Source organism: Enterobacter sp. 200527-13 (genome assembly GCF_027924865.1).
GTDB classification, from domain to species: Bacteria; Pseudomonadota; Gammaproteobacteria; order Enterobacterales; family Enterobacteriaceae; genus Enterobacter; species Enterobacter ludwigii.
Window position 1 is genome coordinate 890958 of record NZ_BSCM01000001.1, and the last position, 11772, is coordinate 902729.

Annotated in this window: 11 protein-coding genes and 2 pseudogenes; 5 read left to right on the forward strand and 8 right to left on the reverse strand. The window is 59.5% G+C overall.

Going from position 1 to position 11772, the window contains the following annotated elements; all coding sequences use genetic code 11:
* Positions 1-33: 33 nt before the first annotated feature.
* From QMG44_RS04120 to hpxO, 3 genes are read right to left on the reverse strand one after another with little or no spacing between them, the layout of a single operon-like run.
* Entirely contained in the window at positions 34-984 is a 951-nt protein-coding gene (locus tag QMG44_RS04120; RefSeq protein ID WP_232937322.1) for a PDR/VanB family oxidoreductase, read from the reverse strand.
* A gap of 12 nt (positions 985-996) precedes the next feature.
* Complete coding sequence (hpxD, locus tag QMG44_RS04125; protein WP_032677828.1) at positions 997-2031, reverse strand: molybdenum cofactor-independent xanthine hydroxylase subunit HpxD; 1035 nt, start codon at positions 2029-2031, stop codon at positions 997-999.
* A gap of 17 nt (positions 2032-2048) precedes the next feature.
* Positions 2049-3203, reverse strand: a complete 1155-nt coding sequence (hpxO, locus tag QMG44_RS04130) for an FAD-dependent urate hydroxylase HpxO (protein WP_086532709.1) — start codon at positions 3201-3203, stop codon at positions 2049-2051.
* A 242-nt stretch (positions 3204-3445) separates the two neighbouring features.
* Between hpxO and uraD the strand changes: the two genes are divergently transcribed.
* The gene (gene uraD / locus QMG44_RS04135) at positions 3446-3946 is read left to right on the forward strand and encodes a 2-oxo-4-hydroxy-4-carboxy-5-ureidoimidazoline decarboxylase (protein WP_063214618.1); all 501 of its coding nucleotides are present in this window, start codon (positions 3446-3448) and stop codon (positions 3944-3946) included.
* Entirely contained in the window at positions 3943-4266 is a 324-nt protein-coding gene (gene uraH / locus QMG44_RS04140) for a hydroxyisourate hydrolase (RefSeq protein ID WP_014169459.1), read from the forward strand. Before uraD ends, uraH begins: the two co-directional genes overlap by 4 nt.
* Here uraH and guaD read toward each other — a convergent pair.
* Positions 4246-5565: a guanine deaminase gene (gene guaD, locus QMG44_RS04145; protein WP_032670561.1), complete on the reverse strand. Its 1320-nt coding sequence runs from the start codon at positions 5563-5565 to the stop codon at positions 4246-4248. The genes uraH and guaD overlap by 21 nt on opposite strands.
* A 99-nt stretch (positions 5566-5664) precedes the next feature.
* Positions 5665-7161, reverse strand: a complete 1497-nt coding sequence (locus QMG44_RS04150) for an NCS1 family nucleobase:cation symporter-1 (protein WP_047744277.1) — start codon at positions 7159-7161, stop codon at positions 5665-5667.
* Positions 7162-7305: 144 nt separating this feature from the next.
* On the opposite strand from QMG44_RS04150, the gene QMG44_RS04155 reads away from it, so the two are divergent.
* The 3 genes and pseudogenes from QMG44_RS04155 to puuE form a co-directional block, all read left to right on the forward strand.
* Entirely contained in the window at positions 7306-8022 is a 717-nt protein-coding gene (locus QMG44_RS04155) for a GntR family transcriptional regulator (RefSeq protein WP_020884746.1), read from the forward strand.
* Positions 8022-8892, forward strand: a pseudogene (locus QMG44_RS04160) (aspartate/glutamate racemase family protein); the annotation flags it as partial. The gene QMG44_RS04155 and the pseudogene QMG44_RS04160, both read left to right, overlap by 1 nt.
* A pseudogene (gene puuE, locus QMG44_RS04165) lies at positions 8795-9712 on the forward strand (allantoinase PuuE); the annotation flags it as partial. The pseudogenes QMG44_RS04160 and puuE, both read left to right, overlap by 98 nt.
* Positions 9713-9802: 90 nt before the next feature.
* On the opposite strand, the gene hpxZ reads toward puuE, so the two are convergent.
* From hpxZ to hpxX, 3 genes are read right to left on the reverse strand one after another with little or no spacing between them, the layout of a single operon-like run.
* Positions 9803-10189, reverse strand: coding sequence for an oxalurate catabolism protein HpxZ (gene hpxZ, locus QMG44_RS04170; protein WP_020884744.1), 387 nt, complete (start codon positions 10187-10189; stop codon positions 9803-9805).
* Positions 10186-11583: an AtzE family amidohydrolase gene (locus QMG44_RS04175; protein WP_086532708.1), complete on the reverse strand. Its 1398-nt coding sequence runs from the start codon at positions 11581-11583 to the stop codon at positions 10186-10188. The genes hpxZ and QMG44_RS04175 overlap by 4 nt, the downstream gene beginning before the upstream one ends.
* Positions 11580-11768, reverse strand: a complete 189-nt coding sequence (gene hpxX / locus QMG44_RS04180; protein ID WP_086532707.1) for an oxalurate catabolism protein HpxX — start codon at positions 11766-11768, stop codon at positions 11580-11582. Before hpxX ends, QMG44_RS04175 begins: the two co-directional genes overlap by 4 nt.
* Positions 11769-11772 lie beyond the last annotated feature (4 nt).

Genomic DNA, 11772 nt, shown 5'->3' on the forward strand with positions numbered 1-11772 from the left:
CCTGCGATAGCAATATCGCAGGGTTTTTTCGTCCTACAACCCAATCACCAGTTCCCCTGAATGGCTTCGCGAGCAGCACAGCGCCACCTGCTGGTCTGCCGCGCTTTTCTCCGCCTCCGACTGCACGCTATCCCGGTGATCCACTACGCCGTCGATAACCGGCGTCAGACAGGCGCCGCAAATCCCCATTTCACAGGAGAGCGGTACCGCCACGCCGTTTTCCAGCAGCACCTGCGCGATAGTTTTGTCCACCGGCACCGGCCAGCGCTCGCCGGTTGATGCCAGCTTGACTGTAAAAATCTCGCCCGTTTCATTACAGTCGGCGGGCATAACGGGCTGGAATGCTTCACTGTGAAGATTGCTCTCCGCCCAGCCTCTCGTGAGGGCGACCTGATACACTTTCTCCATAAAGCCTGCCGGCCCGCAGACCCAGGCGTGGAAACCGGGCGCTGGCGTGGGCATGTGCTCTGCCAGCGCAGTGCGCGGGCTGATGGTATGGATGACACACTCGCCGTGTTTAAATTGCATGAGTTCACGCGCAAACGCCGCGTTGCCATGCTCTTTAACGTAATAGTGCAGCGTAAATGGGGTACCGGAAGCCTCCAGCTGCCGGGCCATCGCATACAAGGGCGTTATGCCTATCCCTGCCGCCAGCAGCAAGAAGCGTTCAGCCTTGTGCAGCGCAAACAGATTGCGCGGTGAGGAGATAAGCAGTTTCTGCCCCGGACGTAGCGTCTCGTGAACATAGCGTGACCCGCCGCGCGAGGCGGTTTCACGTCCTACGCAAATAAGATAGCTCTCGCTGTCGCTTGCCCCGGTCAGCGAATACTGGCGAACCAGCCCGCAGGGCAGATGCACGTCAATGTGCGCCCCGGGCTGCCAGCCTGGCAGGGCTTCACCGCATTCTGACACCAGCCTGACGGCGAGACTCTTATCCCCCTCACGCCAGAGACCGTCGACAATAACGCTCAACATTTCGCTCATCACGTTCCTCCGTCACACCAGGAAAAACTCGCCGAAGCCCATCTTTTTCAGCCCCCGGCGGTAGGCAATCGAGCTTTTATCCGCAGGGATGTGGGCTTCCAGAGTCAGATCCAGCGGCAGGCTTTCCGGGCGCTGCGTCTCAACCATCAGGCGGTCTTCTTCAAAAATACGCAAATTGAAGGCGTGCACTTCCTCTACCGGAATATGCAGGTCAAAGTTGCGCGCGATAGGGGCGAACATGCGGGTTACCCGTGAAGAGACGGGTGAGGCGGCGTTCATGATCACCAGCCTGGCTTCCCCCGGAAAATGGATAGTCAGCGTGGCGGTAAACGGTAAATGCATTTCAAAATGACGCAGCCACTGGAAGCCTTCCGGGGCCTGGACATCGGAGCTGGCGGGGTAGTTGCTCACCGAGCTCCAGTAATCGGCAACAAAGCCAAACGGCGTCTCCTGGGGCTGATAATGGGGTACCAGCGGATTATTGGGGTCAGCAAAGGTGTCAGTGTGGATCCAGGCAAAATGCGCCACGTCCAGAAACCCTTCCACCTGACGGCCGGCGAAGCCATTCACCTCAAACGCCGGGCAGTTGATCTGCTGAAATCCGTCGTTATCCCAGTGCGGCATGGTGGGCAGCGGCATTGGGTTATCCGGATCAAACGCCAGGCAGGTCCAGATCAACCCAAAGCGCTCCTCCACGGCATAGTTAATCAGGTTAAGCTTCGCGGGAACCGGCTGGTCAGGGCTGGACGGAATGCGGTTGCAGCGTCCATCTTCACCAAAGCGTAAGCCATGATAAGGGCAGATAATCCCGTGTTCATCGTGAAAGCCCAGCGTCAGCGGTACGCCGCGGTGCGGGCAAACGTCCCGGGCGACCACAACCTGGTCTTTGACGCGGTAGATAACCAGTTGTTCGTCGAGCAGGGTGGCTTTGACCGGTGCCGCGCCGATGTCGCAGGCGCGAGCAACCGGGTGCCAGCATTTTGCCAGACGCAGCCAATCCTCTGGCTCAAACGTACAATGGGCGGGTGGAGTCGGTTGTATTTTCATGGTTGTCCCTCTCGCGTTCAGCCTAAAGGCCCGGCCTGAATGGTGTCGCACAGACCGTTAATGATGCGCTCTCCGGTCTCCTCTTTGAGCTCCTGGTACCAGGCCCGGGTCAATGCCATGTCTTTGCCATGCGTGATATCACAGCGTTTACGGGCCTTAAGCACCAGGTCGCGGACCCGGTCACAGCGCAGCGCTTCGTACTGCCGCAACGCCAGTGCGATGTTGTGGTTCTCGCGCAGGCAGTCACCCAGCACCACGGCGTCCTCCATCGCCGCGCATCCGCCCTGGCCGATATCTGGCGTGGTGCTGTGCGCGGCATCGCCAAGAAGCGCCACGTTGCCGCGCACCAGGGTGTCGAACGGTTCAATGTCGTGGATTTCGATACGGTTGGTGGTCTCGGGATCCAGCGCGGCGATGAGCTTCTGTACCGGTGCCGCCCAGCCGCGGAAGTAGCCCGTGAGATCGGCGCGAAGGGTAGTGCGATCTTCCGCCAGCCCGAGGGGGAGCGGAACATCAAAAAAGAAATAGAAACGTCCGCCGGCGACGGGCATCAGCGAAACGCGCTTGCCCTCGCCGACGAAGGTGGTCCACTGGTGCGCAGGGGCAATCTCTTCATCAATCTTCACCAGCCCGTTCCAGTTGACGTAACCGGCGTAGCGGCGCTCGGGCGTATAGCCCAGCACGTACGGGCGAACCGCGGAGTGACTGCCATCGGCGGCAATCAGGAAATCCCCCGTCGCGGTAGTACCGTCGGTGAAGGTGACGGTGACGCCAGCCGCGTCCTCACGGACGCTTTCAACGCGTTTGCCGAACTGAACGTTCTCGTGCCCCCAGAAGTTCAGCATTTCGCGCTGCAGTTCCGTACGCGACACGGGGCAAGGGCGACCGCCCGTGCGCTCGACCAGCGGGGCAAGGCTAAAGCGGGTGAGGGTATCGCCGCGCCGGTGATCCTTATAGGCCATAAAGCGCATAGGGCCGCCGTAGGTCTCGATGATGTCGCCCATCCCGAGGTGCTGCATGCATTTCACCCCATTGGGCCAGATGGAGATGGCCGCACCGACGGGCTTCATCTCTTTCACGGCCTCAAACACGTTACAGTCGATTCCCGCCTTCTTCAACGCTACAGCGGCGCTCAGGCCGCCAATGCCCGCGCCAATAACGATTGCTCTCATGCTTCTCTCCTTTTGCAGGGTGTAAAAAGGGAAGAGCAATTTGCGTACCAGGCTGCAGAGTGGCGAAAAGCGCGTTGTATGGGGTGGTTTTGCACTGCTAAGGTGCGCAAACGCGGTGAGAATGCCTTTTTATGAATCAATAATTTCCTGTTGTGCGATCCGGAATCGACTGTTTCATGGGGGATGGCAAGAGTGGCGTAGTTTGTGCAAAGCGATAAAACGACGATATGACGGGAGTGAGTATGATTGCACTGCAAACTTTTAATCAACTGAGCCACGAAGAGGCGCTCGCGCAGTTGCAGCCCTGCGTGGCGTTGCCCGACTGGGCCGATGCGCTGGTGCAGGGGCGGCCCTATTCACACCGCAAAGCACTGTTCGACGCCGCCCGGACATTGGCACAAACCTGGGATGAAACGGCGCTTACGCAGGCCCTGAATGCGCACCCGCGAATTGGTGAGAAACCGACGGGAGCCCGGGCGGAGGCGGTGCTTTCGCGCCAGGAGCAGGGTGCCGTCGACAACCGCGACAGGCAGCTGGCACAGGCACTGCAGGAAGGGAACGCTCGCTACGAGGCCCGTTTTGGACGCGTGTTTTTGATCCGCGCGAAAGGCCGTAGCGGTGAGGAGATTTTACGCGCCCTCAACGCCCGGCTGGAAAACAGCGATGCGCAGGAGGTACAGGCCGCACTGGAACAGCTGCGGGAAATTACGCTGCTTCGGCTGGAAGGAGTCATTGACGAATGAGTACGTTAAGCACACATATTCTTGATATTTCGACGGGAAAACCTGCGCAGGGCGTAAGGGTTTATCTTGAGCAGGACGGCGTCGTATTGGCCACTGCTTTCACTAACGCCCAGGGGCGCATCACCGCGTTTATCCCTTTCCTGCCTGCAGGACGTTACCGGCTGGTGGCCGAGATAGGGGCTTGGTTCACCGAAACCGGCCGCGACACGCTTTACCCCTGCGCGCAGATCGATTTTGTGACGGGAGAAACGGCAGACGAGCACTTCCACCTGCCGTTTGTGATTGCGCCGGGCGGGTGGTCAACCTACCGCGGCAGTTGACCACACCTGCACACCGTTGACCCAGGTCTCGCTAATATTGCGCTCGTCGCCCAGGGTCATCAGCACAAACAGCTGCTCATAAATGTCCTGACAGCGCCGGTTACGCAGGCGCTGTAGCGGCGTAACGGCCGGGTCGATGACGATAAAATCGGCCTCTTTGCCGGGGGCGAAATTGCCAATCTTATCGTCCAGCCTCAGGGCGTGAGCGCCGCCCAGCGTGGCGTGATAAAACGCTTCGCTGGCGCGCAGGCGGTAGCTCTGCAGCTGACCCACCTTGTACGCCTCCCCGAGGGTGCGCAGCATGCTGAAGGTGGTTCCGGCACCCACATCGGTGCCAATGCCCATACGCACCTGGTGTTGCCAGCAGGCGGGTAAGCGGAACAGTCCGCTGCCAAGAAACAGGTTCGAGGTGGGGCAAAACGCCACCGCCGAGCCGGTATCGTGCAGACAGCGCCACTCGCTCTCATGGAGGTGGATCCCATGGGCAAACACGCTGCGTTCGCCGGTCAGCCCGTAATGATGATACACATCCAGATAACGTTCATGTTCCGGCCACAGATCGCTCACCCAGGCCACTTCATTTGGGTTTTCGCTCAGATGGGTCTGCATCCAGGTGTCGGGAAACTCCTCTCTGAGCAGGCTGACCGCGGCCAGCAGTTCCGGTGAGGAGGTCGGGGCAAAGCGTGGCGTAATGGCGTAGCCCAACCGTCCACGGTGGTGCCAGCGCTGGATCAACTCGCGCGTCTGCCGGTAGCTCTCTTTCGCGGTTTCACTCAGGTAGTCAGGCGTGTGGCGGTCCATCATCACCTTCCCGGCGATAAGGCGCATGTTAAGGCGCAGGGCCTCGGTGAACAGCGCCTCGACCGATTCAGGATGCAGCGTACAAAACACCAGCGCGGTGGTGGTGCCGTGGCTGACCAGTTGGTTGATGAAAAACGCCGCAATCTCTTTCGCATAGGCCTCATCGGCAAACTGGCTTTCTACCGGGAACGTGTATGTGGTCAGCCACTCCAGCAGTTGCTCACCAAAAGCGCCAATCATCTCCGTCTGCGGGTAATGGACGTGGGTATCGACAAAACCCGGGAGCAGCAGTTTGCCGCGCAGGTCGGTGTACCCTTTATAGGGATCAAGATACTGCTCGCCCTCCTGCCAGGCCATCTGGGCCAGAATTTTGCCGTTATGGATGAACAGCAGCCCGTCTTCAAGGTAGCGCGCCTGTTGGGCGATAACGTCTGCACTGTCGCAGACCTGGGCAATATCAAAAAATGCACCGCGGATCGCAGTCTGGTAGTCCATCATGTTTCCTGCCTTAGTGTTTGCGTAGCGGGGTGATGAGACTGAGCAAAAACGGTGCCAGAATGAAAAAGGCCGCAGAGGAACTGCGGCTCGGAGGAAGGGTTACTCTTTTTGCGTTGCCACGTGGGGGCTGAACGACGAGGCGCCTGCCGCTTCACGCTCTTCCCGCGCCAGCCAGCGGTAGGTGACCCCGCCCAGGAAGACGCCGATAAACCAGCTAAAGTTTGCCACTTCATGCAGGGAGGGAATAAAGCTTATCACCAGTCCAACGGCAACGGATGGTACCAGCGCGCCGATGGCTTTCGGGTTGAAACCGTTGCGATACCAGTATTTGCCTTTTGGCGTGTCATCAAACAGATCGTCTACGGAGACCTTGCCGCGCTTAATCAGGTAAAAATCGGCAATCAGAATCCCGAACAGCGGGCCAATAAATGCCCCGAGCACGTCCAGAGTGTAGTGGATAAGCTCCGGCGAGTTAAACAGGTTCCACGGGGTTAACAGGATAGAGCCGACGGCGGCGATCATCCCCCCGGTGCGGAAGCTGATTTTTTGCGGTGAACAGTTAGAGAAATCAAACGCCGGGGAGACGAAGTTCGCCACGATGTTGATCCCGATGGTGGCGGTGATCATGGTCAGCAAGCCAATGGCCACCGCCAGATCGTTGCCCACACGGCTGACGGTTTCAATCGGGTCAGTGATCATGCGGCCAAACAGCGATTGCGTACCCGACACAATCACCACGGTAACGATGGAGAACAGCAGGAAGTTAAACGGCAGGCCCCAGCGGTTACCGCGGCGGATCTCCCCCATGCTTTTACCGTAGCGGGAGAAGTCACCAAAATTGAGCAGCGGGCCGGAGAAGTAAGAGACCACCAGCGCCGTGGCGGTGATCATCTGCCAGGTCTGCTCACCGGCGCTCAGGGATTTGCTGGCGAGGGTAAAGGAGATGCCGTCAAAACCGGTCTTGTATACAATCCATCCCGCCAGCGCCAGCATCACTACGTAGACCGCCGGACCGGCGATATCAATAAAGCGCTTAATGGCGCTCATGCCGTGCCAGAAGACCATCGCCTGCAGCACCCACATGATAGCGAAACAGATCCAGCCAAGATGCGACAGGCCCAGGAACGAACCGGTGGTGAGCGTCGCGAGTGAAGGCCAGAACTTAAGCGCCACCAGCATCAGCGCGTTGGCGGCCAGGTAGGTCTGAATGCCGTACCATGCGAAAGCAATCAGCCCGCGGATCACCGCCGGAATATTGGCCCCGAAAACGCCAAATGCCTGACGGCAAATCACCGCGTAGGGTACGCCTGCCATCTGACTCGGTTTCGCCACCAGGTTGGCGCACAACTGCACAATGCAAATCCCTATCAGCAGGCAGAGCAAGACCTGCCAGCTTGCCAGCCCGAGCGTAAAGAAGCTCGCGGCAACAACATAACCCCCCATGCTGTGGACGTCCGACATCCAGAAAGAAAAGATGTTGTACCAGCTCCAGTTCTGGTCACGCGTCGGTGCCAGATCCTCATTGCAAAGCCGTGGGCTGTAAACCGCACCGGAATCAGCGGCCGTACCGTGCTGCGCGTTTTGTCTGTTTGGCATGAAACCTGCTCCTGTGAATGAAAACCCGTTAAGTGGGAGTGCAGACGGTGTTGCAGGATCCAGGCCAAAATAATAAATCTTGTATGCAATATTTTATTTTTATGTATACGATTCGATAGCGAAAAGTAAAAATCGGAGTGGTTAATGAACAACATAAACAGCCTGCAGACCGCGCCAGACCTGCATGACAAAGATGAATCTATCTTTCAGGCGCTGATGACCGCGATAGTCGAACATCAGTTGCTCCCGGGAAGTAAATTGCCTGAAGAGGCGCTGGCTGAGGTCTTCGGCGTGAGCCGCACCGGTATTCGCAAGGTGCTGCAACGACTCGCCGCTGTGCAAATGGTCACCTTAACGCCCAAACGTGGTGCACACGTGGCCAGCCCGACGGTAGAAGAAGCGCAGCAGATCTTCCGCACGCGCGCTCTGCTTGAGGTGGCTAACCTGCCGGACGTGCTGGCCCACTGTCAGCCGCCGCATCTGGCTGCACTGGAAGGGATTATTCGCCAGGAGCAGCAGGCGCACGAAGCGTATGACGGCCCCGCCGCAATCCGCCACTCCGCCAATTTCCATATTCAGCTTCAGGCCATTTCAGGCAATCAGGTGCTGACAGAGATGGTGACCGGACTGAGCCAGCGGTCGTCGCTGGTGATCGCAGCCTGGGGCGCGCCGTGGCGTCAGGGCTGCCGCTGCAATGACCACGAGCAACTGGTGGAACTCTTGCGCCAGAAGGCGCTCCAGCCCCTGAGTGAGGCCTTAATGCACCATTTTGAACATATTGTCGCCAGCCTTTGTTTCGAACGGGCCGGTGAGTGCCTGCCTGATTTTGCCCGGCTGTTCGCCAGCCACAAGGAGTCGTAATGTCGTCTGTTTGTATACAAGTGATTAACCCCAACACCAGTCTCGCGATGACGGAAACCATCGGCGCCGCAGCCCGCGCGGTAGCAGCACCGGGAACGGAGATCCTCGCCGTCTGCCCGAGCGCAGGTGTGCCCTCGATAGAAGGTCATTTTGATGAGGCCATCGCCGCCGTGGGCGTTCTCGAACAGATAAAACGCGGACGGCAACAGGGCGTGGATGGACACGTGATTGCCTGCTTTGGTGACCCCGGCCTGCTGGCGGCGCGCGAGCTGGCGCAGGGGCCGGTCATCGGTATCGCAGAAGCTGCGATGCATATGGCCACGCTGGTGGCAACACGCTTTTCTGTTGTGACCACGCTGCCGCGCACGCGGATTATCGCCCGTCATCTTTTGCACCAGTATGGTTTCCAGGACCACTGTGCAGCCCTGCATGCCATCGATCTGCCGGTGCTGGCACTGGAAGACGGTAGCGGCCTGGCTCAGGAGAAGGTGCGCGCGCGCTGCATCCAGGCGCTGAAAGAAGATGGCTGCGGCGCGATTGTGCTCGGCTGCGGTGGAATGGCGACGCTGGCGCAGGAGCTGACGCGCGAGCTGCACGTGCCGGTGATCGACGGCGTCAGCGCGGCGGTGAAAATGGTCGAGTCGCTGGTGGCGCTGGGGCTGTCAACCAGCAAGCACGGGGACCTGGCTTTCCCGGAGAAAAAAGCGTTGAGCGGACACTTTCAGGCACTGAATCCATTTTAATTGAGGGGGTGATAATGGCGCTTTTTAACGAAGATTATCCGCGGGACTTACGCGGCTATGCAGGCAAGCCGCCGCACGCGCAGTGGCCGAACCAGGCGCGCATCGCCGTGCAGTTTGTACTCAATTACGAAGAAGGGGCGGAAAACCACGTGCTGCACGGTGATGCCGGCTCAGAACAATTCCTCTCGGACATCATCGGTGCGGCCAGTTATCCGGACAGACACATGTCGATGGACTCCCTCTATGAATACGGCAGCCGTGCCGGGTTCTGGCGGATCCATAACGAATTCTGCAAGCGTGGCCTGCCGCTGACGGTCTTTGGCGTGGCAATGGCGCTGGCGCGACATCCCGATATCGTTGACGCCATTAAAGCGGCTGATTATGACGTGGTCAGCCACGGCTGGCGCTGGATCCACTATCAAAGTATGGATATCAACCAGGAGCGCGAGCACCTGCACAAGGCGGTGCATGTCCTGACTGACCTGTTTGGCAAACCGCCTGCCGGCTGGTACACCGGGCGTGACAGCCCAAACACCCGTCAGCTGGTAGTGGAACATGGGGGCTTTGACTATGACAGCGACTACTATGGCGATGATTTACCGTTCTGGACGCAAGTGGCGTGCAGCGACGGCACGCGCAAACCCCACCTGATTGTGCCGTATACGCTGGATGCCAATGACATGCGCTTCGCGACCGCGCAGGGGTTCAACACCGCCGAGCAGTTTTATACCTACCTGAAAGACAGCTTTGACGTGTTGTACGAAGAAGGGGAACGTGCGCCGAAGATGATGTCCATCGGCATGCATTGCCGTCTGCTGGGGCGTCCGGGGCGTTTTCGTGCTCTGCAGCGGTTCCTTGATTACCTTGCGCAGCACGATCGGGTATGGGTCTGTACCCGCCAGCAGATAGCCGATCACTGGCGTGAGGTGCACCCGTTCCAACAATAACGGTCCAGCAGTGCGCCGGGCGGCGGTGACGCCTGTCCCGGCCTGCTGCTTATCTGAGGGGAAAAGCGCCATCGGGCAGGGTTATTAACATTACGCCATCACGCTCACCTGCGCCGCCACAATCCGCCAGCCGTACGGGAAGCGTACCCATGTCTGCTGCTGGCGACCAATCCGCTCCGTTCTTTCGCGGGTGAATTCGGTGCTACACACGGCGTAATCTTCTCCGAAGGTGGTGATTACCGTATGGCGCAACGTCCTTTGCAGGCCCGCGGACGGGCGCGCCGCCCGAAAGGCGCGGATTTCCTCAATGCCATACAGGTTTTCGCCCGCACCGAGACGCACCGTGTTTTTGTCGTGCCAGAACAGCTCATCCAGCACCGGAATGTTGTTGCTTACCAGCGCATCTTCATAGCGGTAAAAGGCTGCGGTCACTTCTGCAACGACCCACGGAAGGTTAATGTCATCGTGATTTATCATGGTGCCATCTCCGCCGGCCGGGCATCGGTTATTCCGCTTGCTTCCAGCACCCGCGCCACGCGCAGGCAGGCTTGCTCGTTAAACGGCGCGGCGATCAACTGCAGGCCAACAGGTCTGCCCTGAGCGGTGCGCAGCGGGACGGTGGTAACGGGTAAACCTAAAAACGAAATCGGCTGCGTCAGCATGCCCATGCTGGCGCGAACCGGTAACGGCTGGCCGTTGATCTCCATAATCTCTTCGCCAATCCGCGTTGCACTGCGCGGCGTGGCCGGGGCGATCAGCACGTCGGCCTGCGCAAACAACGCTTTAAACGCCTGTCGGGCCTGCGTGCGAAAACGCTGGGCCTGAATATACCAGGCAGAAGGGATCATCGCGCCGGCCAGCAGTCGTTCGCGCGAATGGGGTTCAAAACGCCCGGGCTCGCGGCGAAGCGCGGGCAGGTACTGATTTCCGCCTTCCGAGGCGCTGATGATAAACGCCGCGGAGCGGGCCAGCTCGGCATCGGGGAACTGCAGCGTTTCCTGCACGTCGAGGGCTTTTGCCACCCGCGCCACGGCGTCCCGCATGTCGCTGTCGCACCAGGTACTGAAATAGCCGTCGAGCACCGCGCAGCGCAAACCATCCAGACCGCGGTCGAGCAGGGGCCGGGTCTGCTCCCGGGAGCTCTCCGCCTGAAATCCGTCGCTGGTATCCCGACCCTGCAGTGCATCGTACACCGACGCCAGATCGCTCACGCGACGGGCAAACGGCCCGATGTGATCCAGACTGGCGACAAACGGATGGCTGCCGGCGCGTGACAGACGACCAAAAGTGGGCTTAAGACCGTATATTCCGCACAGGGAGGCCGGTACGCGAATCGACCCGTTGGTGTCGGTACCGAGCGAAAAATGGACCAGTCCGGCAGCGACCGCGGCGGCAGAGCCGCCGGACGATCCTCCGGCAATGCGCGTCACATCGTGCGGGTTACGCGTTGCGCCGTAGTAACTGTTTTCCGTCGTAAAGCCGTAGGCGTAGGCATCCATGTTGACCATCCCCGACAATAAGCCTCCGGCACTGCGCAGCTGGCGTACCGCAAAGCTGTCAGCGGTGGCGGGGGGGCGCTGGCTGAACAGCTCTGCACCGGCAAGGGTCGTATGCCCGGCGACGTCGAACAGGTTTTTCACCGCGTAGGGAATACCTGCCAGCGGCGGCAGGGGGCGTTTCTCCCGACGCAGGGTGTCGATATTCTCGGCTTCGGCCAGCATGCGTTCTTCCGTGACGGTGGTCCAGGCGTTGATATGGGGATTGATGCGCGTAATGGCTTCCAGGGTCTGGCGGGCGATGTCATGGGCGCTCAGGTCGCCTGCACTCAGCGCCTGCTGGATCTCACTGATACTCATCTCGTGTAGCGTCATGCTTTGTATACTCCTGCGATCTCCAGACGGTCATCAAGCGGCAGCGCCATCAGCGGGGCGGCCATCGCCGCGATACGGCAGAACTGCACATGGAGTTCTGCCCGGCTGGCGTCATCCAGCTCAACGCCCAGCACGGACTCCATTTGCGCCAGATAGGCATGCCAGTCAGGTTGTGTGGTATTCATCAGT

Coding starts and splice junctions, on each gene's coding strand:
- QMG44_RS04120 (WP_232937322.1), bottom strand. CDS start 984: ATGAGCGAAATGTTGAGCGTTATTGTCGACGGTCTCTGGCGTGAGGGG.
- hpxD (WP_032677828.1), bottom strand. CDS start 2,031: ATGAAAATACAACCGACTCCACCCGCCCATTGTACGTTTGAGCCAGAG.
- hpxO (WP_086532709.1), bottom strand. CDS start 3,203: ATGAGAGCAATCGTTATTGGCGCGGGCATTGGCGGCCTGAGCGCCGCT.
- uraD (WP_063214618.1), top strand. CDS start 3,446: ATGATTGCACTGCAAACTTTTAATCAACTGAGCCACGAAGAGGCGCTC.
- uraH (WP_014169459.1), top strand. CDS start 3,943: ATGAGTACGTTAAGCACACATATTCTTGATATTTCGACGGGAAAACCT.
- guaD (WP_032670561.1), bottom strand. CDS start 5,565: ATGATGGACTACCAGACTGCGATCCGCGGTGCATTTTTTGATATTGCC.
- QMG44_RS04150 (WP_047744277.1), bottom strand. CDS start 7,161: ATGCCAAACAGACAAAACGCGCAGCACGGTACGGCCGCTGATTCCGGT.
- QMG44_RS04155 (WP_020884746.1), top strand. CDS start 7,306: ATGAACAACATAAACAGCCTGCAGACCGCGCCAGACCTGCATGACAAA.
- hpxZ (WP_020884744.1), bottom strand. CDS start 10,189: ATGATAAATCACGATGACATTAACCTTCCGTGGGTCGTTGCAGAAGTG.
- QMG44_RS04175 (WP_086532708.1), bottom strand. CDS start 11,583: ATGACGCTACACGAGATGAGTATCAGTGAGATCCAGCAGGCGCTGAGT.
- hpxX (WP_086532707.1), bottom strand. CDS start 11,768: ATGAATACCACACAACCTGACTGGCATGCCTATCTGGCGCAAATGGAG.